The organism is Asaia sp. As-1742 (genome assembly GCF_011753235.1).
GTDB classification, from domain to species: Bacteria; Pseudomonadota; Alphaproteobacteria; order Acetobacterales; family Acetobacteraceae; genus Asaia; species Asaia bogorensis_B.
Genome location: NZ_VWWA01000017.1, coordinates 1 through 22582, shown reverse-complemented (window position 1 = coordinate 22582; position 22582 = coordinate 1). Strand labels below are relative to the sequence as shown.

Genomic DNA, 22582 nt, shown 5'->3' with positions numbered 1-22582 from the left:
GACGTGGTCTATTTCCATTCCTACTTACCACAGGAATTATTTGCCGCACCGGAAAAACAGTGCCTACTATTTGAAAGAACTGGCGCACATTCCGTGAGTAGAACATGTTTTTCTGGCTAAAGCGTATTTTCAGCGGTTCCGAAATTCCGGACACAACCAATAAGGCAGCCAGAAAAGAGACTGTCCCCTCGTTACCTGTGCATGGGCACCCCTCTCATGCCCAACGTGTATTTCCCAATGATGAGACGAAATCCGTGCCGGATGGACAATCACGAAGCCACAAGAAAGACGATGCTCACTGGGTAATCCCCGGCGAAAAAGTCACAGTCCATGGCTTCGAGATTGCTGACGGCATGGTCTATGTCGGCAACTTTTTGACGGCGGCGCCGGACGGAAGGTGGAATGCCGACACTCCAGCGCCTTGTCTTATCAGACCATTGCTCAAAGTCGCGTCCGGAGCACCGCGCACGAACCTGGATCTGGGTTATTGGCCCTCCTATACTGATATCACACCCAATCAACGATTGACTTACCTGAATTGGCTGGCAAGCGGGAAATCCGATACGAACTACCCGATGGGCTATCCTTTCCTTTATTTCTATGGGCTTGAACGTCGCCTCGTAGCCGATACTCCTTCGATTGCAGAAGAGGCATTATTAGTGGCCGAAGTAGAACGCCTGCGCAGTATTTTCGGAAATAATGGTTCTTTCTTAAACTACAGCACTGAACTACTCAATTTTATCGAAATGAAGCATGCTGTTACGGATATACCCAGAGTGGAGGCATGGAATCCAGATCTCGCAGCTTTGGGAGAGCATATGTCTCCATTGCTTCAGGTTAAATTAGGTCTGCACGCATTGAGAGGTATGCCGCTTGATGTCGACCTCGCCATAGCAGGTATTCTATCTTTACCTCCTCACTTAACCGGCTTATGGCCACGAATTGCAACGACACGAGCGCGTCCGGAGTTCATTGAACTCACGCGACATCGGTTCAATCAGAAATTCCTGCACGGCTTCCGGCTCAGAGATAAAAAAGAGAGCCGACTTGATCTGAGTTATCGGTCGGCGAGTCAGTATCTTCATACTTCAATAAAATTTGAAGGCATCGATCGCCTTCCTGATCCAGCGCAATTGACGTGGACCAAAATGATCAAGCTATGTGAAGGGGCGCGTGAGGATCTGTCTGCATTTGCCAAGGTCGTTGGCAAGGAACGTGAACGTGCCGACAGTATGGCTGCCGCCTCGATGCTGCCTGCCGAACTTGGGGAAAGAGAAACTGTTCGTTCTTTCAGAGCCTGGCTGGATGACTTGCCTCAACCTCTTGCCGATGTGCCGCTTGAAGAACTGGGCCCGCGCTGCTTTGGTTCTGGCAAGGCAGCCTCGGGTCTTCGGCAAGCTCGTGACATGTCCGCCATGCTGGCACGAGTAGGTTACGGCATGGAACCGGATCCAACCTACGGTGGGACCAAGCCAGGTGAGAATATAATTCTATTCCGCATTGGCGATGCTCAAGGCCAGCTAACACCCGTCGGTGCCGACTTCCGCACAGCAGCCCTGATCATGACGGCCATTGGCCCGGCAGCCAAAGCTCAGACTTTAGGCCAAAAGCTGGTCGATGCTCTCACCGCACGGCTGCAACTCACCCCGCACGAAACGAAACGATTGACGGCCCGTCTGCGCCTGCTTCCGGAACGCTTGCCAACACTTGGCCGCCTTAAAACCATCGTAGAGAGTATAGAACCCGAGCAACAAACCACTATTGCCTCGCTGGCTGCTTCAGCCGCCCTAACGATAGGCGAAACCGATCAAGACATGATGGTGGCTTTGGAGCGGCTGTACGAGGCTGTTGGTCTCGGCCGACGAGAACTCTATACTGTCCTGCACCAGGGTAACGCCGCTGCGGCATCCTGCGCTTCGGAACCAATTGTAATCGAGGATGGTAAATCGCGGAGACGTGGTCATCGGATCCCAGCACCTCCCTCGAAAGCAAAATCCCAGGAGGGTATCGTCATTGACCTGAGCAAGGTTGGCGTCATCCTGCGTGAGACTAAGGAAGTCGAGGAAATCCTGGCACCCATCTATGAGGACGAGGCTGCTGAAATTCCGGTTCCTGCAGCCGTCACGCCCACTTTGGAGCGGGAAACGAGGTTCGTCGGACTTGGCCATGACCAGGCCCGTCTGCTTGAGGCTCTGGTCATCCAACCGGAATGGCCACGCTCCGGGTTTGAGGCCAAAGCACACGAACTCGGGTTGATGCCGGATGGCGCGCTCGAAGCCATCAACGAGTGGTCCTATGATAAGTTCGATGAAGAACTTATCGAGGACGGTGACCCTTTGATTATCAATATGGCGCTCCTTGCTGACGCGCCGGGAGCAGCATCATGACCACCCTCAGTATCGCAGCTTCAGACGGTACGCGCACCGCCGCGCAGAAAATCAAGCCCAAGGACCGCGATGGTGTCATTCAGGCGCTTCGTGCAGGTGTCGTGCCACGTTCAGGCATCCAGTTAGTTCAGGTCGGTCGCGCAGGCGAAGTCAACCAGGTGGTGCAGGACGTCAAACGCATCGCGGACGGAGGCTCTGCGGTTCGTTTCATCGTCGGCGACTATGGAGCGGGCAAGACTTTCTTCCTTAACCTGGCCCGTTCTATTGCCATGCAAAGCAAGCTGGTAGTGGCTCACGCAGATTTATCCCCTGATCGTCGCCTGCATGCCAGCGGGGGCCAGGCCCGCAGTCTTTATGCAGAACTCATGCGTAACATGGCTACCCGCACCAAGCAGGACGGAGGGGCTCTGGCAAGTGTAGTCGAACGTTTCATCATGGAGGCACAGGCTTCAGCCAAGGCATCAGGTCGCAAGATCGGAGACGTCATTCAGGAAAGCCTGCTCCCCATTCAGGAACTTGTTTCCGGCTATGACTTTGCAACCGTCATAGAATGCTACTGGCGCGCTTTCGAAGAAGGGAGCGAGAGTGGAAAGGCGGCGGCACTTCGCTGGCTACGTGGTGAGTACACGCTCAAAACCGAGGCTCGGGAGGCGCTCGGCGTACGCTCGATCATCGACGATGCCTCCGTTTACGACTACCTGAAGGTCATGAGTCGCTTTGTGACCCTGGCAGGATATTCGGGTTTTCTGGTCATGCTTGATGAATGCGTGAACCTGTTCAAGCTGGTCAGTGCCCAATCACGCAATGCCAACTACGAGCAGATTCTCCGTATCGTGAACGATGTGCTCCAGGGCTCGGCTGTATCCCTCGGCGTCTATTTCGGCGGTACACCCGAATTCCTGATGGACAGCCGCCGGGGCCTCTATTCCTACGAAGCGCTGCGATCCCGTTTGGCTGAAAACAGCTTTGCCCGCAATGGTCTGGTCGACCTTTCCGGTCCGGTCATCCGGCTTCAGAGCCTGAGCCCCGAAGACCTCTACATTCTGCTTGGTAAATTGCGGCATGTGTTCGCCTATGGCGACCAGGATCGTTACTTGGTGCCGGAGGAGGTTTTCAAGGCTTTTATGACTCACTGCAACCAGAAGATTGGTGAGTCTTATTTCCGGACACCGCGCAACACCATCAAGGCTTTCCTCGACCTGCTCGCCATTCTGGAACAGAACCCACAGGCTCAGTGGCAGGGTCTGGTGGACCAGGCTGAGATCGCGCCGGACGCGCCCTCGGCGGGCGGAGATATTATCGATGACGAAGATAAAGATGCACCTGGTGCGGCTGGTTCTTCAACAACTGGCTCCACTCGGACCTCGCCCGACGATGATCTGGCGGACTTCAGACTTTGAACGACGTGCCGTCCGACCCGTTCGGGCAAGCCTCAGATGACAGCGCATCGACGTCTTTCGATCTGCTGCACGAGAAAGTCAGGCGCTGGATCTGGCGTCAGGGCTGGGTAGAGCTTCGAGATATCCAGGAACGATCCATTCCGGTTCTGCTGGAAGGACAACGGGATCTCATTATTGCGGCCGGGACAGCAAGCGGGAAGACCGAGGCGGCTTTCCTGCCGATTGTTTCGCGACTGGCTACAGATGAACGCAAACCCGGAGCCGGGTTTGAGGCCATTTATATCAGCCCCTTGCGCGCACTTATCAATGACCAGTTCGGTCGAATGGAGACACTTTGCGAAGAAGTGGAGATGCCTGTCTGGAAGTGGCACGGGGATGTGGCCAGCAGCGTCAAGGAAAGAGCACGCAAGCGGCCCCAGGGGATACTGCTAACTACACCAGAAAGTCTGGAAGCCATCCTCGTCAGACGAGGGAATGAAGTAAAGCGTCTGTTCGCTGCGCTAAGTTACATGGTGATCGACGAGATGCATGCCTTTATGGATGCAGAGCGCGGACGCCAACTTCAATCTCTGCTCAATCGTATCGAGATCGCCGCAGGGCATCCAGTCGTTCGGGTGGGCCTGTCGGCCACCTTGGCCGACATGAGGACCTCAGCAGCTTTCCTACGGCCGCTCAATCCGGATGCCGTGGAGATACTGGAATCTGAAATGGGTAGCCAACCCCTGAAACTTCAGGTTCGCGGTTATATACAGCCACGTCTGAAGCAACGTGACGAGAATTCAGACAAGGGCGAGGCAACCGAGAGCACAGCAGACATAGCGATCGCGACACACCTCTTCGACACGCTCCGAGGGCATCGGAGTTTGATCTTTGCTGGTTCGCGGCGGAATGTTGAACTGTACACAGAAAGATTACGTGGTCTTTGTGAAACATCTGGCGTACCGGAGGAATTTTTCGCTCATCACGGTAGCTTATCGCGTGAGCACCGTGAAGAAGCCGAACGAAGGCTGAAAGAAGATGATCGACCAGGCTCCATTATCGCAACCACGACCCTCGAACTAGGCATTGATGTTGGCCACATTGATGCTGTGAGCCAGATTGGGCCTGGGCACACTGTTTCGGGCATGCGCCAGCGACTGGGGCGTTCCGGTCGACGTGCCGGACAGTCCTCGGTAATGCGGGTCTACACCACCGAGATGGCGATTGACGAACGCATCCATCCCATTGATGCCATGCGGCCGCGCACGGTGCAGACCATCGCCATGCTCAATCTGATGCTGAGGCGCTGGAATGAACCGCCTCAAATTGGGAGTTTGCATCTTTCCACGCTGATACAGCAAATTCTGGCACTGATTGCTCAACACGGCGGGCTGACAGTCAAACAAGGCTGGAACCGCTTGATCGAGAGTCGGGTATTTCCTGAAATTGATCAGGCTCTCTACATTGATGTGCTGCGGCGGATGAAGCATCCGGAGGTTCAGCTTATTGAGCAGGCGCCAGACGGAACGCTTTTGCCAGGCGAAGAAGGCGAACGGGTCATCAATGACCGTGGGTTCTACGCCGTATTCATGACGCCTGACGAATTCAAGGTTATTACGGATCGCGGACGGAACCTTGGCACGCTGCCGGTCGATAGCCCGGTAATGCCGGAACAACTCATCATCTTCGCCGGGCGTCGGTGGCGGGTGATCGAGCTCGACAATCAACGCCGGGAAATTTTGGTCACACGAGCGTATGGTGGCGTGCCGCCCAAATTCGGTGGCGAGGGCTTACCTCCCGCCGATGAAGTCGTAGCGGAGATGCGCCGGGTTTATGAGAGCATCGCCATTCCTCGCTTTCTCGACAAGATAGCTCTTGAATGCCTTACGGAAGCCAGAGAGACATTCGACCATCTTGGGTTGCGGCATGCAGGTTTGCATCGGCATGAGGACGAACTCCTGCTTTTCCCCTGGGTCGGCAATCGGGCGCAACTGGCCTTGGTGCTTGCTCTCGCCACTCATGGCGTAAAGGCCAATTCGGAGGGTATTGCGGTCGCGGTTTCGGCTCAAGACGGGAGCAAGCTGATTGCCGCCCTGAAAACCCTCGCCGAAAGGCCTGCACCTGAAGCGGAAGTTCTGGCTCGACTGGTGCCTGATATGAAGCGAGCAAAGTATGACGGCTATTTAGGAGACGAGTTGCTGGCACGTTGTTACGCCAGCGAGCATATCGAAGCGACACGCGTGCCGATCATTGCCGCGAACCTACTCTCTAGATTGCCAACTGAAGCAACGAAAATTTTTGAAACTAAAGTGTCTCTATGATATGTTTTAGGATAGGCTGGTATAATGTGTAATTCCAGAACGAAGCAGACCTGCTGCTATCGCCCTCTTATCAGGCATTCACCGCACTAGCAGAAGTCGCTGATAACCGACCCATATTGAACAACATGGGTCGGATTTATGCTAATCAGGCACGTTTGAGATTGCCTATCTCCTCCTGTCTTTGCAGGTAAGGAGTTAGACCCTCGCTGTCTTTTGACGCAATCAGAGTTAACTCGCGCTGGGCCCTACTAATGCCGAGATATAATTCAGACAAAAAACGTCTCTCTTGATGTCCTTTATAGTTAGTATCTGGAACAAGGTCGCCGTTGACGTCGGCGAGAACTACAGAATCGAATTGGAGACCAGCGACGTACTCAGGCGTACTGAAGACGATGCGGCGGTTCATATACCTAAGCTGCTCTACATCGTCGCGGGATTTAATCACGAACACGTCGCGAGGATACTGGCCAGTTGCGGCTTTCTGATATGTGTGGAACTTTTCGTAATCCATACAGAGAATAGCAACCTGTCCACCCCTTTTGCGTGCTGTAAGCTGCTGTTTTTTCGCTACGTTCATAGCCCGCTTGAAAACACCCGTGGTGTTCTGCTCTAGATAATATACCGGCGTTGGCCCAGATTCTATTACACTACTGCCGCCCGGGATATCCCAATCCTCGCCCATATCGAGCGCTGGCACTGTGTCAATAACTGCCTTAGCCAAAATAGAGATTTCATTTGTGTAGCGATAAATTTCTACGAAATCGACTTTTTCTGGATTAGGTAGACCTGCACGCGCGTAAACACTGTTATTTTTCTTATCACGATCTTCGAAGATCTCAGCGAATACCTCACGAGGCGATTGTTTCGGATCGAGCGCAAGCACGACCTTTGGCACTGCATCACCATCCGCTAGTAGATTATGGAAGACTAGCCGTTCCTGCGCGTTGAAAAGGTGCATTTCATCGACGAAAACATAATCATATCCCTCCTTTTCCCGCTTTGCCTCCCAATAGAAAGTCTGTAGTGCATTCAAATAGTCACTAACGATCTGGTCGGCCGCAATCAGTCCCTCCGCCTTTAAATGCGCAAGGAATTTTACCCAAAGTTGGAAGATGACCTCTCTTTCTGTCGATGTGACGATCGGCATCATGTATCCGACACGCCTAACTCGCATATACCGCTCACGATCACGATCTCGCCCGAGCATTCCTTGCGCTCCCAAAACGCACCCAAACTCAACAAGGATATCCCACGATAAATTGCGGCGAAGGGCTGAATTTTGCAAAGCCTCAAATTGTTCCACAAATGAAGGAGAACATCCACTTCGATAAGCGACCCAATCACTAGCCACAAATTGGTCGACAATGGTCGAAATTATCTTTAGCGCATCTCGTTTTCCACTGTCGCTATCAAGGCCAAGAGAGCGTCTTCCGATAGCGCTGTAGTCTCTTTGATTGGAAATCGTGAGAAGCGGATAAACGTCAACCAGTGATGCAGTAGGAATATCCCGGCCAATGCTGCGAATCATCTCGTCAATTTGACCCGCCATTGCCCAACTATGAGTAAGAAATAAGATCCGCTTCGGATCTTCCCCCGCATCCTTGGCAATTTTCAGAACTTTCATAACCATCGCCAATGTCTTGCCCGTCCCGGCGGCACCTCGGACGCGCAGAGGTCCAACGATATCACGGTCAACGAAGTCACGCTGTGCTAGTGAAAGGAGCGGAAGCCACTCATCGTATGCAAAGCCCTTGGCAACAGACTCGCTCACAATATGGTCTAATACCACCGATCCGTTATCGTTAACAGTTACAGATGCCCCTTTTGCCAGTAACTCTGAAAACTCTGCTATTGCGTTTAGGTAAGGAGTGGAAACTGGCTCACAGTTACGTAAATCTTTGGCTGAAACTGCCTCGAGGAGGTCATAGACATACGTATTTCTTGATCCGTCATAGTTACTCTCGGCCAATATACGTAAATCGCTGCTTCCGGTAGCAAACAACGATGTCCTATTGTCTTGCCTATAAGGCATCCAATTTGGGTTTAGTGCGATTTGTTTATCAAAACTGCGCAAGCCAACGCGAACGCATCGCTCGAAAAGTGTAGCATGGTCGTCTACCGGAAGAAGATCAAAAAATCCCTTACTACCTTCACCGATGACAAGCAGTCTGGAAGTGTCATTGCAGCTCTTCGTCGCAATCAGTAGCGATGTTTCACCTGATTGAAAGAAAGCGCTTCCAAAAGTCGTCGGCGGATTGTCGGCCAAAAGCGCCTCGAGTGGGAAGTCGGGGTTGCATGCAATCACGAGAGCATTTTCAGTAATTACGATCGTTTTCATTGCTTAATCCGTGCGCTGCAAAAGCGTTGAGCTGTCGTAGCTCGCCTCGCTTCAAATTCTTCAGGTAATCCAATGTCAGAAAACACTTTAGCCAAGTTCTGTGTGATCGCGTACCGGTATGGCGCAGTTATTCTAGCGATACGTTTTGCTTTCGCTACCCCGGATCGAATGTCGTCAGGCTTTGCAGTTAACTCATCGGCACGAATTTGCCGTATGTGCCGAAGGAGAAGAAATAGGTCACCATCCGTCCCATCGGGCATAGCCGGTAGATGAAAAATATCGCCGGGCAAGGCAGCCCAATTCCGCTGTAGGTTTTTGATGAATGCCGAAGTATCGTCGCCGGGTTTGAAGGTGCTATAGGCGTTTATAAGAAGATCTAGGTCGAGATTGGGGGCCTCGAGAGCTGCATCAAGGACCATCGCTGGTTTAATGACATCCATAAGTGTGTTCTGCTGCCCTTTGTCCTGGACACCTAATTCTAGGAGCATCGTTTCAGGGCCCACACGGCGAAGCCAGTCATAAACGGCGTCCAACGAAAGGGTGCCGTTTCCCTTGCCATTCTTCTCACGCCAAGTCGTTAAGCGTGTCGCAACTCTTTGAAAGGCTTGACGCCGTGGCTGCTCAAGCATCTCAATGCGCCAACGGAACCAAAGAAAATCCTCTGTCAGCCACGCTGGGACATAGGAGATATACCCATTATGTTTGTCGCGGAATAAATCGCAGTCAGCCGTTACTACAATGCCATAGGTACTCCAAGGTGACTTCCGGCAATCACCAACCCATTCGATTACGTCTCCTTGTGAGACCATGTCAGGATCTTCGATATCTTCGTATTCATGCATGCAATGTATCACTCCAAATAAGTCACAATATTAGTACGTGGTGCCAGAAACAAGCGCAACATGCAGAAATTGGATGCTCACATCGTGACATGCGTTGTCGGATCTCTGTGTTCCATGGGCGCTGGAAAATCACGAGATTCATCGGCAGGCTGCGCCTGTCTGGCATGCGCGCCGATGATGCTGGATGGCCCCATGACCGCCTCACCACCAGCGGCAAACGTGCCAAAATCGCCATCACCGCCGTTATGCGAAAGCTCGTCATCATCGCCAACGCGCTGCTTCGCGACGATCGCCTCAGGCCCCCAAAAGCAGCTTGATCACAACGGATACTCTAGCTTTACGATGCCACGGGCACCAGGCGGTTACAAATCTCACCGGGATGAATGGCAGATCTTCTATTGTCACCGGCCAATAACAGACCTTCCGCTCCCCCCCCCGTCCCGGACGATGAGTTCCGGTATGTCTCCTTATGCGGTGATCTACTTCGGATAGATTCTATTATCGGAAGTAGGGGGGTCGGCGCGAAACGGCAGCGGATGGGCCAGATAGCGTGCCTCAGAGGCTTTTCGCTCATGCCAATGTGCCTGACAGTTCCCGCCAAAGGCAGCAGGTAAAGCCAGGCGACGATCAGGATCTGCTCATCCTCGACGCCTGATCTGGAGGTCGCCGCGCCTCCGCCGCAGATATCCTGATCAGGTGAAGGAACGATATTGGGCGCCGGGTATGGCCCAGATTATTCTCGCGAATTTCTTCGATTGCCCCTCTTGAAACGACCTTGATCGCGCCCAGATCGTTTTCGGGTGATCGCTGCACAGGATCGCTCACGCACCATCTCTGGTAATTTTTACCCATGTTGCTCAAATGGAGGATATGGACATGAGAACTGCCCTGGATTTTACCCCGCTCTTTCGTTCGACTGTTGGATTTGACCGGATGCTCGGCGCCCTCGAAGCCGCCACACGCGCAACGGGCTCCGACAACTGGCCCCCTTACGACATCGTCAGAACGGGCCAGGACGAATATCGGATCGATATGGCTGTTGCGGGCGTTGATCAGGCCGATATTACGATCACCCAAGAGCGTAATACGCTTACAGTGACTGGTCATCGGAACGAAGAGCCAGTGGGTCAGGTGGAGTATCTGCATCGTGGTATCGCAGGGCGTGGCTTCGAACGCCAGTTCGAGCTGGTCGATCACGTCAACGTCGTCAACGCGTCTCTGGTCAATGGACTTCTGACGATCAAGCTGCACCGTGAACTTCCTGAAGCAATGAAGCCACGACGCATCGAGATCCGATCAAAGGCTGATCCGGTACCTGCGCGGATCGAAGCGCTCGAAACCGCAGCCTGATTTTTTCTGAGGGTAGAGGGTGTTTCAACGCCTTCTACCCGTGTTTTCATGCCGCAGTTCGACCGTAACCTGGCGTCGGCGATGTAAGCTCGGCAGGAGCCACGTTGGCGATAGGCGTAGCTTCAGTGCCCATCATCATGTGATAATGCTGGGTATGCCCGGTCTCTTCGAAGATACTTCTAAAGACTCCAAGGTAGACATCCACCGTGGTGGCATCGCTCGAGATATAGAGATCGTCATGCGAGCTGTGTGAGCCGTCGTTCACCCATGAAAAGAGCGAGGCACAAACTATCTTCTCACGACCTTCAAATTTCTTGATAATCTCATCTTTATCCATGTTGCCCAGTATCTTGAAATAGTTTTCCAAAATCCGGCGCAGCGTGTTTTGAATTGTAAGGTTGGATCGGTTCTGGCTCCGCACCTCGCACCAGAGTAATTCGTAGGATGTCTTGATCGGGTTGTGATCGAAGGATTCCAGCGTCGAGACATCATCGACTTTCTTCACGATCCAGAACGTCTCGTGCGCACGGAGGTCCTTTTTCCGGTCTGGGTCGTATGACACTTCTTTATGGAAATAGATATTGTGGGTGAGCACAAACACCTGCCGGATCAAGCTGTTTTGCACCTGGCTTAACTCGAACACGTGTTTGATAAGGCTTGAGACGATGAACAGGATGTCGCTATCGAGGCTTGAAATCGGATCGTCGAACACAATGACTCGTTCGGTCGTCATGCCGGACTCAGAAACACTACCCCGAATGAGGTGGTAGAAATACAAGAACGTGACGAACGTCTTCTCGCCTTCGCTCAGGCTCCTAGCTGCATTGCTCCCATCGAGGCGGACGATCTCATATAGATTCTCCTGTTCGCCCGCCGTTGCGAGCTTGAAACCCCGAAAGCCGAGTGAGGCGAGCAGCGCGTTGATTTCGGTCACGGTCGGTTCAACGCTCGTGATGCCTTTCTCCAGATCATGCAGTTTCTGTTTCGCCCTAACGAGATTGCCCCGCTTTATCGTTAGGCTTCCCTCAATGCCTCTGATCGCAGCATCCACCGCCGTTTTTCTAGCATGGTAGGTGTCGAGAATACCTTTGGCCTCTTCCACCAGGTACTTCCAAATTTCGGCCGTAAGGTTCGTCCTCTGGTTGCTGATATCGTCGACAGCCGCATTGTGTTCAACCACGGACGCGTTTGCGGCAGTAAGGAGATCTCGTATCTCTGCGAACAGGTCGGTGTTGTCCTCAAGCGTGACGACGGAACTCGGTTCTTTCTGCTTTTGGGCAATGCGCTGCACGTTGAGCGCCAGCCGTGCGGTTGCGCGCTCGATCAGCCCGGTCAACTGGTCCGCGTCGATATAGCGAGAGCCGTTCTGAGAGATGCCAGAGAGGGCTTGAAGGTAAGCCGTAGCCGCCGCGTCATATTCGGTAACGAGACGCGCGATGTCAGCGATGTCTCGACTATAGGTTTCGTCAAAGTAATCGCCGATGCGCTTGGCAAGGTCAGCTTCGAGATCCTGCTGGCAGAACGGGCATCGCGGCTTACTCTGCGCGAAGTAGTCGACGCCCCCTTTTCGTTATCCCAATGCTTCACGTTTACAGTCGTCTTAGAGCGACTTTTATGATTTGTCGGTCGTCCCGTTATCAGTCATTTGGATCATGATAGTTTGGGATTGTCGGGCCGTTCAATATCCGGTTTTGATCGCACGGGACTACGGCGCGAGAGACTGATGGATTCACAGACCCCTTTTAAGACATCTTCGATGCCGTTCAGACCAAGCTGCGCGTGAAGATCAGCAAACCTCCGCTGCATCTCGAAAGGTACCCGATGTGGCAACGGGATGATCCAGTCCTCATCCCGCCTGTCCTCCCAAGACGTCTCGTAATTCAGGGCGAAGATCCCGTCAGGCCAGATGGCGCGCATGGCGTGGTACGATGTGGCAATTTCCAATGAACGGCTCACCCGGAGGATCCGCCAGTCGGTCAGTATCGCCCGCAGAGCACTCATATCGAGCTCAATCGGATGGATATGCCCGCGAATGCGCACCGGTCCAGTGCTTCGGGCAGACAGGCGGCGCCACAGTGAAAAACGTCTGGAGGCTCCGGAGTTGCCAGCAATGCGTTTCCCACTCCATGTCACATCGATGATATCGAACTGACCCTCCCTGCTCCCCGTGTCTGGGGAAAACTCGGCAAATACCGATTAACGCAGTCTTTCCATCCCGTCCTCATCAAAGGGACCGTAGCTTTCGGCATGAGAATTGCAGAAACGCATTGTTTCGGGCAGAGCATCCAGATTGCCTACCAAGCCATTATGCGTGGCGGTCACGCCTGTCACCGAGAGAATATCAATCTCTGCGTGATAGGGTGTGGGCCTTTGAATAAGCTTGAGTAAGTCATTTATAGCAGGATGAGGAGGGCGCGCACGCCAGTCTTCTGCGCTGCGGACCACTCGCTCCAAGTCGTAGTGGGCATGTCTTTTCTGGGGGTCTGACATGGTTGCAACCGTGAACGGATGGTTCTCAAGCTCGGCCAAAAAGGCACCTATGGCCTGTACGCGCCTGCGCTCCGCCCGTCTCTGCCGCCAGGCAAACAAACGGGTCACGCTGCGATCCAAGGAGCACAACCCCTCGTACAGGAAACGCCTGACAGTTTTCCACGATATGCGGCAGCGTACTACGGGCACTGGCTGCGAGGTCGGAAGCATCGTTGTCACTTGCGTCCGGCATTGCCGGTGTGACGTCGCGCTCGCTGTTGATCAAGGGCTGCGCTTCAGGCATTACTCCGTTCCTTTCCTTCCCCATATCGATGTTGGATCAACTTACATCGCCATGCCGCGCCTTACCGGCCAGTTGCTCTGCAACCACAGCCAAAGCATTGCGCTCGCCGTCATTCATCGCGCGCCACATGCGAATGAGGGCCAGCTCAACGGCAGCAAGGTCAGCAGACGCCGGAACATCAGGCACAGCGCCCCCGGAAAGGGACGCTTCTAATCTCTGCACGATCTCCGCGTTCATCGAATGCGATCGAGCATCTGCCGCTTCCTGTAAGCGCGAGAAATCCTCTTTAGGAATTCTCAGATTGAACCGTCGGTATCTGTCGTCTTCGCTCATTCCGAATATTTGGCATAATAAGTGTGCTCTTTCTACTACGCATCTGTTGTGTCATGACAAATAGGATGTGCCCTCAACAGAGGAGGCACCTATCAGAACTCCAACCCCAGACTGCCACCCTCTCAACCTCCGCATCAGGCCGGATGTTTTTGAGACAGTGGGCCGTTCCGCCTTCGCTAATTTCCGAAGTATGACGGCGGAGCTCAACGAGCTTTTGCTCGCAGCAATGATAAAGGCGTCGGACCAAGCCTGGCAGCAATTCCGACGCCTCTCACCAGTGAACTAGAAGGAACAATGGCTATGACCGCTCTGGTTTCTACGTAGGCAAATGCTGCCTCAAGAAATGCGGACGGAACCTGGCTATCGAAATGGGCCTGACCCCAAAGCCTGCCCTATCCAACGACCGGGATTTCGCGCCGACGCAGAGCGGCGAGAAGGTGGGGGAATCAAAGCTGAGAAGATCAATGCTGCCCTGACTGCGGTTGGCTACGACACAGTCGTCTGATTGTCAGGCATCAGCGCTATCCTCCCGGGGATTAATGACTGAAAGGCCCGCGGCGTCGAACGAGCTGACATCACAAGTGGCGATCATCATTCCATTCGTATTCGCTGCGATGTAGCCACCTTCTTACGCAATTGCGCGGCAGCCGACACGCGCGTTCGTTATCAATTCGGCGAGTATAAATACTATATGTATGCGCACAGTTTTAGGGCCTGTTAGATCTTAATGTGGTCTGCGGCGGCTGCGATGCAGAGGACGGAGATGAAGGAAGCGGCGGTTTTCCCGTATCGGGTGGCGACGGCCCTACATTCCTTGAGGCGTGCCCACAGGTTCTCGACCAGATGCCGGTGCCGATAAGCCCATTTCGGACAGGCGACCGGCGGTTCGTTGCGTTTGGACGGAATGACAGGGCGTGAGCCCCGGTCCCACAAGGCCTCGCGAAACCGGTTCGCGGCATAGCCCCGATCGCAGACGACGTAGCGTGGAGCGTGCGGCAAGGCGTCGAGGAGCGCCATGGCTGAGGGGAGTTCATGCGCCTGACCTGGCGTCAGGGTGAAAGACAGGGCCTTGCCGCGCCCGTCGGCGGCGACGCAGACCTTGCTGCCAAAGCCTCCACGCGAGCGGCCAAGCGCCTCACAACTGCCTCCGCGTTCTCGGAATCCCCCTTTTTGGCCGCTCCCGCCGCCTTGTGATGAGCCCGGATGTTCGTGCCGTCGAGGAATACCATGCCCAAAGCAGGATCCCGGTCCTTTACCCGTTCGAAAAGCGCCTGCCAGACACCCGCTTTCGCCTACCGAATGAACAACTGGGCCGCAGTCCACCAGGGGCCAAGTTCGGCGGGAACGGCCCGCCATTTCGTCCCGTTCTGATGCCGCCAGAAGATCGCCGAGACGGTCCGCCGCAGATCGCGCGGCGGGGTTTTACCTTTCGGACGGACCGCCTCAATCAGAGGTTCCCACACCGACCACGCATCATCGGAAAACACAGACTGCATCATGCTCATCACAATGAGCTATGCAATCTCATACATGTTCCAAGACCTAACGGGACCTAGATATATGCCTCATGTCCGATATTGTATGGCCGTTATTTTCTTAGTGATTTAATTCCAACCACTAAAGATAGTGTCATTGCGGCAAGCGAAAGTGCATCTTTGGCGGCTTTGCGTGTGTTTTGCGGTAACTCTTTCAGGCAAGGTGGGCACAGCTCGTCATCGTAATGTTTCCCAGATTTCGTATAATTCTGACACCCCGGCATCCGACAAACTAGAATGCGTTTTTTACATTCTGGGCACTCGCACACATCCCTTCGAATGAAGTTCTCTTCTACAATGAATGGAGAAACTCTTTCTTCACAAAATGGACAAGTTCCAAGATGCTTGGTTTCTCTGTCTTCTGCTGACTCAGGCATTTTTCTTCCTATGAAGAGCTATATTCAAATCGACGGTAAGTCATATGCTAACTGATTCATGTCCGGTCGGCCCTGACATGAGAATTAGACCGGGTGCTTCGGTCTTGCTGGTTAGCCCGTATGCTTAATATCCGGTGCATCGCGCCGGGCACCTCTGCCTGCATGACGGAGATCGAGTAGAAATGACCAACACTTGATATGGTCAATACGTCGTTTACTTCCGGAGGCTTACCCGCGGTCGTCTGCTTGTCAGTCACTTTTTATTGTCTCCATAAAGTCGCTGCATCATCCGTGCACTGCTTAGGTCTATAGTCTTTGCTTCCTCTCGCTTTGCTTTGGCTTGGCCGCGATCATGAAAATACTAATCTCTCCTACCATACGGTTTCGCCCTCTCCGCTTTGGCATCCAACTCAACCGCTTCGCTAATCAAGCCTGCAGCGATTGATGACGGATCCACGCTACCTGACGTTTCATCAGTCGTCTGGTTGTCAAACATTTCGTATATCCTTTCCGAGCGATTCTTTTTCCCATGGCGCTAGTATTTCGCTATCCGTAAAGCGCGTGGGACTGACCAACAAATAGAGGATTGTGAACGACATTCTCTCAATGCCCCGACGAGATAGCCCATTTGGGGGGATACAAGGTTGATCGGCTTGGCTTAGCCGGGTCGTAAACTACAGCAACCTTCCTACCCACTTGCGACGCGATCATACGGCTGCTCATTCGCCGATCGAAGGATACGGAGGACTTATCACTACATTGATAATAAGTGCCGGCTGAGTCTTGATATCTATAAACCAAGCGGAGGCATCTGCTATATCGTTCTCGAATTAATGACGCTTCGATAACCTCGCCGCACGTAGCGTTGCCTATGCTTATTAGATGGATGTCACGTTTTCTGCGTGTCTTTGTTGTAAAGTCGTCGATCATAATCAATGACGGTACGCCGATTCCTATGATAACCACTACAATACCGATGCAAACGAGAGCAGATGATAAATCCTGAGACGGGCGGTTCGAAATCGGGTTGGATGGATCGTAGATTATTTGAATGGTCCGCCCCTTCTGGCTAGGGCAATCCACTGTACCCGGGAGGGGGCCACTCCCCCGTGTAACAAGACCCGCTGGTACAGTAAAAGTGTAGAGCGCCCGGCAATAAGCGCCTGAACGCATACGAACTAAATTGGAATTTTTAACTTTTGCGGCTGCATTTATTCCGTGTATGTATAAATGTAATGATTTCATAAATAAAACGGATGGAAGTACAAGGCCGAGGGGGAATACTAGGGCCATGGAAAGAGTGAGGACACAGCAAAGAGACGAGACAACTCTCGGTCTCAGGGCAATGTCACGTGGAATGGGCTGATTGAGCTCCGGCGGTAGATCCTGTGCAAGCTGGTCTGACTGGATGAGCGTCGTCATTATAGTCCATCATTTTGCCCAGTTACACGTTTGCGCGAGTAGCGCCGTACCGAACACTAGTGTGACGTTTCTACTTGGGGGGGGGCATGCAAGCGGTAGCCAGTGCAGTACTGCGCTACTGAGATTAGGTCGTTTGATTGTCAGCCACCTTCGATTTCCTTTCGCATGTTTTTAGACCGCTTGTAGATAGCTTGGCGCGATACCCCATATTCGGCGGCGACCGTCTGAGCATTCTCGCCTGCCTGTATCCTGGCCAGTGCTTCGGTGACCTGTTCATCTGTCAGGATAGGCTTGCGTCCCCCCTTTTTTCCTCTTGCGCGTGCAGCAGCCAATCCGTTTCGGGTCCGCTCAACGATTAGTTCCCTCTCCCACTGCGCCATGGCGGCGACAACCGCGAAGATTAGACGTCCTGTAGGTGTCCTCGTGTCGAGATCCATCGTCAACACTTTTAGGTCGGCGCCCCGATCATGTAAGGCTTTGACTGTCTGTACGACCTCGACCAAGTCGCGACCGAGACGATCAATAGAGTGAACGACTAAAATATCTTTCTCTCGAATGTCCCGCCAGCAGTCTTTCCAACCAGGCCGTGCCATGTTTTTGCCGCTGGCTTTGTCTTCAAAAATATCCCGAGGGTCCACCCCGAATTTAATAAGAGAGTCGATCTGGTGTTCATTATTCTGATCGGATGTACTGACCCGCACATAGCCGACCAAATGTCTTTTTGTCGTGGATGGATCGGAGTCAGACAAATTATGGATCCTGTTCAACCGGTCTGGATTTTAGATAAGGCGATTTGCATTTGTTGTCAAGTTTGTTGACTTTCATGCGGTGGCAGCTTATGGTGATAATATAACTCGAAGCAGGGGATGACGATGCAGACTGTTTCTGAAGAGCCGCAAGCGCAGATCGAACGGCCGGACGTTATCGTTCCTGACACTGGTCCACTGATTCATCTCGCACAGGCAAAGGCATTGCATCTCTTGCATGAGGTCGGAGGCCGTGTCGTGGTAACGGACATGGTCGCTCTTGAAGCGACTGCCTCGCTCGATAAGCCGGGTGCTCAAGAGATTCAGGCATGGCTTGATGCTGGCCTCATACCTGGATCAAATGCGCCAGTTTCTGTTGAGACAACGGACGTTGGCCGGGCATTTCTCACAGCGCGGCGTGCTGATCCTGCGTTCCGGTGGAGAGGTGCCGGGGAATTATCGATCGTCGGGTGGCTCCGCGACGAGGTCGATCAGTCGTCCAACGCGGTCTTGATTGTTTACGAGAACGGTCGTGTGCCGCGCATGATTGGCGATTATGGGGTGAGCGCCGATATCGACATTCTTACAACGCGTGCGTTTCTGGAGTTCGCTGAAAGACGGGGCATAATCCCGAGCGCAGAAGCGTATTGGCAGCGCATCATCGCAGCAGCTCCCACGGCGAACCCTGATGATGTAGTAACGATGCATCGCAAGAGACGTCCGTCCGCTCATTGACCGGAAAGCTGGGTGCCTATGTTGCCTTATCTGGACAGTCTGCGAACGCGAATGCTTCAGGATGGGCTAAGATGGGCGAGGGACTGGGCGATCATTGCTCTTGCTCGTTCAGGACATGACCGGGTCGGTAAGATTGGTATCGCCTAGAGCGTTGGAGGCTGCCAGACGGATGGTATCGATTACCGTATACGAACGACGACAGGCTATAGGGCTCGATGCACACGTTCCACAGATCCTACGGAACAACGTATTGTATGATGCCGATCTGGATCGCTTCTTTCTTGATCTGCCGCTCTCAGGCGTTCGCTCACGGGGTGATGTCACGTTAACTGACGCAAGGTAGGAAACGCCCGGGGGATGGGTATTCAGGCGCTGAGAGCGGTCGCGTTATTCCATTGGGCGAGAGCCCGGACACGATGGATGTGCCGGGAAAGAGCGGTGGTGATGGAGGCGGACGGGACAAAGAGATTAAAGCTCAGCGGGAAGCGGAAATACAGCCAAACCGCATGAGCGATCAGCTCACTCGGAAAACGGTGTCGTTTGTAGCTCACGCATAACGCTCTCATCACCCGCGCCTAACACGCCAAAGTTAACGTGACAGCACCGCACGACAGTCGATCAGGCCGAAGAACGTCGCCTGGCTTATGTGGCGTTGACGCGGGGCAGGCAGCGCGCAAGCATCGCCTGATGCCGGTTTCGGAGCCGAAGCCCTCTGCCCCGAGCCGATTCAGCGACGAAATCCCCGAAAGCTCGAAGCGTTCCGGCTGGCCGCGCCTTGGTATCGGCCGGTCGGCGGATTTGGGATTGCCCTGTTTCGCGCGGGGCGATCAGGGGCCGTGGCGCGCATTGACGTGCCTGATCGGGATCGATAAGGAGATGAAGCTCATCTACTTTGTGTCCAGTTCCGACGTGAAGAAGGCAGGTGCGGTTCTCCCGTCAGCCCGAGGAACAATCCGTCTGACGAGAAGGGATCGAGTACGGCCGCCACCATGGCCACCCAGGAAATGGGGGGTACAAGATCGTATGGCACCTGCGCGCGCAAGCCACCGATCATCACATCGCTTTCGGCAGGGGGCAGATGCCCCACGCGGGTCTGCGTCGTGAGCGTTTCTATGGTCGAGGAAACGCGACGATCCTGCTCCTCCAGAGCACGCAAGCAGGAGATTTCTGAAAAAGTCGAAATACCGCCAAGTATGATGAGCAGAAAGGCTAAGCCTAATCTGTAGGCTCCGGGACGACGAAGCAGGAGCACTCCGATGCCCGAGGACAGACAGGCAAACGCTGTGTAGATGCCGGCGATGCCGATCACGATCCCCCAATGCCTTTGGCCCATGCTGTCGTCGAAGACCCACGTACCGCACCAGGACAGGGCGAACGCCAGCGTGCCTAGCAAGACAAGCGCGTATCCCGCGCGTCCGAGGAAGCGGTGCATGGGAGTCACGCGGTGATAGCGAAACTATAACGGCATTGTCCTATAGTGTCATCCGATGTGGCCAGAATAAAGCTTCAGGAGCTATGCTCCCCGTCCCAGACAATCTGACGCAAAATCCGGAGTGGGCGCGCCACGACTGGCGGGACGAGCGCCGTGCCGACCTCGCATTCGCTCTGCCGGTACGTGATCACACCGGCACTTTCGGTTCAAAGCATCGCGCTCATCTCCCACCAGTTCCCCGTCTTCCGCGGAAAGGTGGTGGCCTGCAGAACGAGCCAGAGTGCTCTGTCGTAGAACTGGATGGCCGAGAATATGCCGGGATTGAGGAACCCGCCGCGCAGACGCGCTTTCTGTAGAAGGGTCAGCAACACGCCACTCTCAAACGCATGGGCTTTGCCAAGCGTATCGATCCTTTGCTTGAGCGCGTCCTCCTTGCCGAGGCGGCGTATGACCCTGCGGACATAGCCACCCGGGATCGGGAGAACCGTGGGAGGCCCCTCATCGGCATCGCGTTTTCGGTGTGGCACGGATTGTGAGAGGCTACCCAGGAGGATTTGAGCGGCTTCATCCTTCAGATCCTCATGAAGTGCGAAGATCAGGGCGAGGATCTGAGTCAGGGGGGACGCCTTCATGACGTCCTGCCACGGTCGGCTGCATTACGCGGCGAGGGCCGTTTCAGCTTCGGGCCAAATGAACACCCTCTGTTTCGCCGCGTATCGTCCTATGAACTCCAGGTGGGTCAGAGGCGGGTCGAGAGGCAGAAGGAGCTTTTGGGGATCGATATCCGTCGGGGGGAGCTTGCGTCCCGCCCAGGCCGCGCCGATCAGATGCTCGCGGGCCAGCACGTGCTGCAGGGCGGCGTGATCGTACCGGCCCGGCAGGCGGGCATTGGCGGCGCGCAGGAAGCATGGCGCAGTACATAGGACCAGGAGTCGGCTACAAGAGGGCGATAGACAGAACCGGGCAGGGAAAGGATTGTCTAGAAAGTTGAGGCGGACATATCTTCCGGCGCCCGCTGCGTGACGGCCAGATCCAGGCGATGCGCCCAAGACGAGAAGAGGGCCGCGATCTGAAACTCCGCATGACGCAGCGCAACCAGGTTCGTGGCCATCTGCGCGTGAAACCGTATCAAGGTCATGATGACAATCGCGCCGATCACAACAGCGAGCAGCAGGATACCGAAAGCGATCTGCGCGCTTCGGTCGCCTGCATCGATGCCTCGGCCGTTCATGGCAGGGGCTCCCCTCTGTGACAGGGATGGGCAAGGATCTGCAGCGCAGCCTGAAAGAGAGATGAGGTCTTCATATCCGAATCGTTCGGCAGGGAAATCCAGAACGCGAAGGTTTCGGCTTCTTCTTTTTGCCATATTTTGGGGGGAGAGCGGGGGCCAAATGGGGTCTCCCTTTGGTGACTCCGCCTGTATTCGGAAACGATGCGGGCCTGACATCAGGAGGCGTGTGATGAACCGCAGGAACTCTTGGCCGGACGTAATTCCTCAGGTGACCGGGGCTGCCATGAGCCTGCAGCCGGACGCTGCTGGCGACAACTGCGCGCTTCTATGGGTCAATCTCGGTGGATCAGTGGAAGCGAGCGTCACCCATGTCATGGAGTGCGCGCCGGACCTGCTTCATGATCTCCGGCGGCGGCTGGAGGAAAAGATGATCATCATGGACTATCCTGGTGTGATGGGCCTGGATGGAGAGGAAAGCAGCTCTGCTATGATCGTGGACTCGGCGATCGAGGCCTTCATGACGGAATCCCGCATGCTGGAGAACTGGCGGGCGGAGGTACCCGCCGCCAGGCATATCGTTTCCTTCCGCGTGCGGGCTCTTCCCGAACAATGCGCGATTCAGATGATCGGCGCCGTAAGCGCCGACAGCTTTGCCCTGCCGCGCAACCTCGTGGCCGCTTTCATCGACCAGCTTGCGTCTTTCTGCGCCTTTGCTAGAGCAGCCGCGGGTTCTCCGAGTTGACCGATGAATCGGGTAACGCCCCCGTCGGATTAGTGCGGGGAGGATCAGCGCCTCTGTTGCAAAGTTGGCGTTCATGCATGAAACCGCGATCTGTTCTGGTGTAGAGCGATGGGCATGAGCGAGTTCAAGGGAGGACATTTCCGTAGGGAGGTCATCCCATGGGCTTTTGGCTGGTATTGCCGCTACGGGGTGAGTTACCGGGATCTTGAAATCACGCTGTCCGAGCGCGGTGCGAGTGTCGATCATTCAACGATCTATCGTTGGGTTCCGCGCTACGCGCCCGAAATAAAGAAACGCCTGCGTTGCTACTGGAGACATCCAGACTTCTCGCGTCGTTGGCAGGTTGATGAGACTTACATCAAGATCAAAGGAAAATGAACGTATCTCTATCGGGCCGTCGACGAAAGCGGTGATACAATTGATTTTTTACCTTGCTCCGACCCGGAACGCCAAGGCGACCAAACACGTCTTGGGTAAGACCGTGAACGGTCTGAAAGACTGGGAAAAGCCTGAGAGCCTGTTTGGAAACTCACGGATGGGCATTTCTACGGGTGAGATTGGCGCCCATGGCGACGAGGATCATGGCCTGTGAGATGTCGATACGACGCTCATAGTCACGCACGAGACGTCGCCAGCGGG

18 protein-coding genes and 5 pseudogenes are annotated in these 22582 nt (G+C 54.3%); 9 read left to right on the top strand and 14 right to left on the bottom strand.

Translation table 11 applies throughout. The annotated features are described in order from the left end of the window. Positions 1-104: 104 nt before the first annotated feature. The 3 genes from F3J08_RS15315 to F3J08_RS15305 are packed head-to-tail and all read left to right on the top strand — an operon-like array spanning position 105 to position 6087. Positions 105-2387 (top strand): TerB N-terminal domain-containing protein, encoded by a 2283-nt coding sequence (locus F3J08_RS15315; RefSeq protein WP_166931257.1) that lies wholly within the window; start codon positions 105-107, stop codon positions 2385-2387. After that, positions 2384-3787, top strand: coding sequence for an ATP-binding protein (locus F3J08_RS15310; RefSeq protein ID WP_166931254.1), 1404 nt, complete (start codon positions 2384-2386; stop codon positions 3785-3787). Before F3J08_RS15315 ends, F3J08_RS15310 begins: the two co-directional genes overlap by 4 nt. Positions 3788-3792: 5 nt before the next feature. After that, complete coding sequence (locus tag F3J08_RS15305; protein ID WP_370458754.1) at positions 3793-6087, top strand: DEAD/DEAH box helicase; 2295 nt, start codon at positions 3793-3795, stop codon at positions 6085-6087. Positions 6088-6232: 145 nt separating this feature from the next. Here the strand turns inward: F3J08_RS15305 and F3J08_RS15300 are convergent, their stop codons facing one another. Next, a complete protein-coding gene (locus F3J08_RS15300; RefSeq protein ID WP_166931248.1) occupies positions 6233-8425 on the bottom strand; it encodes a UvrD-helicase domain-containing protein in 2193 nt (730 codons plus the stop codon). Further along, positions 8422-9267, bottom strand: coding sequence for a hypothetical protein (locus tag F3J08_RS15295; protein WP_166931245.1), 846 nt, complete (start codon positions 9265-9267; stop codon positions 8422-8424). The genes F3J08_RS15300 and F3J08_RS15295 overlap by 4 nt, the downstream gene beginning before the upstream one ends. A gap of 164 nt (positions 9268-9431) precedes the next feature. Between F3J08_RS15295 and F3J08_RS15290 the strand changes: the two genes are divergently transcribed. Beyond that, the gene (locus tag F3J08_RS15290) at positions 9432-9584 is read left to right on the top strand and encodes a hypothetical protein (protein WP_240149395.1); all 153 of its coding nucleotides are present in this window, start codon (positions 9432-9434) and stop codon (positions 9582-9584) included. A gap of 559 nt (positions 9585-10143) precedes the next feature. Next, entirely contained in the window at positions 10144-10617 is a 474-nt protein-coding gene (locus F3J08_RS15285; RefSeq protein WP_166931242.1) for an Hsp20 family protein, read from the top strand. Between the two features lie 46 nt (positions 10618-10663). On the opposite strand, the pseudogene F3J08_RS15280 reads toward F3J08_RS15285, so the two are convergent. From F3J08_RS15280 to F3J08_RS15255, 7 genes and pseudogenes are all read right to left on the bottom strand, one after another. After that, positions 10664-12169: pseudogene (locus F3J08_RS15280) on the bottom strand (AAA family ATPase); the annotation flags it as partial. A gap of 98 nt (positions 12170-12267) precedes the next feature. Beyond that, positions 12268-12573: a hypothetical protein gene (locus F3J08_RS15275; protein ID WP_166931239.1), complete on the bottom strand. Its 306-nt coding sequence runs from the start codon at positions 12571-12573 to the stop codon at positions 12268-12270. A 240-nt stretch (positions 12574-12813) separates the two neighbouring features. Further along, entirely contained in the window at positions 12814-13215 is a 402-nt protein-coding gene (locus F3J08_RS15270; RefSeq protein WP_166931236.1) for a hypothetical protein, read from the bottom strand. Positions 13216-13426: 211 nt separating this feature from the next. After that, positions 13427-13723, bottom strand: a complete 297-nt coding sequence (locus F3J08_RS15265) for an Arc family DNA-binding protein (RefSeq protein ID WP_166931233.1) — start codon at positions 13721-13723, stop codon at positions 13427-13429. Between the two features lie 717 nt (positions 13724-14440). Further along, a pseudogene (locus F3J08_RS15260) lies at positions 14441-15210 on the bottom strand (IS5 family transposase). 1028 nt (positions 15211-16238) lie between these two features. Continuing rightward, the gene (locus F3J08_RS17580) at positions 16239-16565 is read right to left on the bottom strand and encodes a DUF3592 domain-containing protein (protein ID WP_370458753.1); all 327 of its coding nucleotides are present in this window, start codon (positions 16563-16565) and stop codon (positions 16239-16241) included. Positions 16566-17197: 632 nt separating this feature from the next. Next, positions 17198-17806, bottom strand: a complete 609-nt coding sequence (locus F3J08_RS15255) for a recombinase family protein (protein WP_205207070.1) — start codon at positions 17804-17806, stop codon at positions 17198-17200. A 123-nt stretch (positions 17807-17929) separates the two neighbouring features. Between F3J08_RS15255 and F3J08_RS15250 the strand changes: the two genes are divergently transcribed. After that, complete coding sequence (locus F3J08_RS15250) at positions 17930-18538, top strand: hypothetical protein (RefSeq protein ID WP_166931230.1); 609 nt, start codon at positions 17930-17932, stop codon at positions 18536-18538. Positions 18539-19011: 473 nt separating this feature from the next. Here F3J08_RS15250 and F3J08_RS15240 read toward each other — a convergent pair. The 3 genes and pseudogenes from F3J08_RS15240 to F3J08_RS15230 form a co-directional block, all read right to left on the bottom strand. After that, a pseudogene (locus F3J08_RS15240) lies at positions 19012-19104 on the bottom strand (IS6 family transposase); the annotation flags it as partial. 317 nt (positions 19105-19421) lie between these two features. Continuing rightward, the gene (locus F3J08_RS15235) at positions 19422-19970 is read right to left on the bottom strand and encodes a hypothetical protein (protein WP_166931227.1); all 549 of its coding nucleotides are present in this window, start codon (positions 19968-19970) and stop codon (positions 19422-19424) included. A gap of 206 nt (positions 19971-20176) precedes the next feature. Further along, positions 20177-20602 (bottom strand): hypothetical protein, encoded by a 426-nt coding sequence (locus tag F3J08_RS15230; protein ID WP_166931224.1) that lies wholly within the window; start codon positions 20600-20602, stop codon positions 20177-20179. Positions 20603-20704: 102 nt separating this feature from the next. Here F3J08_RS15230 and F3J08_RS15225 point away from each other — a divergent pair, with 102 nt between their 5' ends. Further along, complete coding sequence (locus F3J08_RS15225) at positions 20705-20893, top strand: hypothetical protein (RefSeq protein ID WP_166931221.1); 189 nt, start codon at positions 20705-20707, stop codon at positions 20891-20893. 56 nt (positions 20894-20949) lie between these two features. Here the strand turns inward: F3J08_RS15225 and F3J08_RS15220 are convergent, their stop codons facing one another. Further along, on the bottom strand, positions 20950-21201 hold the full coding sequence (locus F3J08_RS15220) for a hypothetical protein (protein ID WP_166931218.1): 252 nt from the start codon (positions 21199-21201) through the stop codon (positions 20950-20952). Between the two features lie 229 nt (positions 21202-21430). Between F3J08_RS15220 and F3J08_RS15215 the strand changes: the two genes are divergently transcribed. Both F3J08_RS15215 and F3J08_RS15210 read left to right on the top strand, forming a co-directional pair. After that, a complete protein-coding gene (locus F3J08_RS15215) occupies positions 21431-21943 on the top strand; it encodes a hypothetical protein (RefSeq protein WP_166931215.1) in 513 nt (170 codons plus the stop codon). A gap of 114 nt (positions 21944-22057) precedes the next feature. Further along, positions 22058-22463: pseudogene (locus F3J08_RS15210) on the top strand (IS6 family transposase); the annotation flags it as partial. A gap of 9 nt (positions 22464-22472) precedes the next feature. Here F3J08_RS15210 and F3J08_RS15205 read toward each other — a convergent pair. Next, a pseudogene (locus F3J08_RS15205) lies at positions 22473-22582 on the bottom strand (IS5/IS1182 family transposase); the annotation flags it as partial.

Excerpts from the sequence above, each read along its gene's own strand:
- F3J08_RS15295 (WP_166931245.1), bottom strand. The coding sequence starts at position 9,267 with ATGCATGAATACGAAGATATCGAAGATCCTGACATGGTCTCACAAGGA.
- F3J08_RS15285 (WP_166931242.1), top strand. The coding sequence starts at position 10,144 with ATGAGAACTGCCCTGGATTTTACCCCGCTCTTTCGTTCGACTGTTGGA.
- F3J08_RS15230 (WP_166931224.1), bottom strand. The coding sequence starts at position 20,602 with ATGAAGGCGTCCCCCCTGACTCAGATCCTCGCCCTGATCTTCGCACTT.
- F3J08_RS15290 (WP_240149395.1), top strand. The coding sequence starts at position 9,432 with ATGCGCGCCGATGATGCTGGATGGCCCCATGACCGCCTCACCACCAGC.
- F3J08_RS15300 (WP_166931248.1), bottom strand. The coding sequence starts at position 8,425 with ATGAAAACGATCGTAATTACTGAAAATGCTCTCGTGATTGCATGCAAC.
- F3J08_RS15215 (WP_166931215.1), top strand. The coding sequence starts at position 21,431 with ATGAACCGCAGGAACTCTTGGCCGGACGTAATTCCTCAGGTGACCGGG.
- F3J08_RS15310 (WP_166931254.1), top strand. The coding sequence starts at position 2,384 with ATGACCACCCTCAGTATCGCAGCTTCAGACGGTACGCGCACCGCCGCG.
- F3J08_RS15250 (WP_166931230.1), top strand. The coding sequence starts at position 17,930 with ATGCAGACTGTTTCTGAAGAGCCGCAAGCGCAGATCGAACGGCCGGAC.
- F3J08_RS15235 (WP_166931227.1), bottom strand. The coding sequence starts at position 19,970 with ATGCACCGCTTCCTCGGACGCGCGGGATACGCGCTTGTCTTGCTAGGC.
- F3J08_RS15315 (WP_166931257.1), top strand. The coding sequence starts at position 105 with ATGTTTTTCTGGCTAAAGCGTATTTTCAGCGGTTCCGAAATTCCGGAC.
- F3J08_RS15220 (WP_166931218.1), bottom strand. The coding sequence starts at position 21,201 with ATGAACGGCCGAGGCATCGATGCAGGCGACCGAAGCGCGCAGATCGCT.
- F3J08_RS15265 (WP_166931233.1), bottom strand. The coding sequence starts at position 13,723 with ATGAGCGAAGACGACAGATACCGACGGTTCAATCTGAGAATTCCTAAA.
- F3J08_RS17580 (WP_370458753.1), bottom strand. The coding sequence starts at position 16,565 with ATGATCGACGACTTTACAACAAAGACACGCAGAAAACGTGACATCCAT.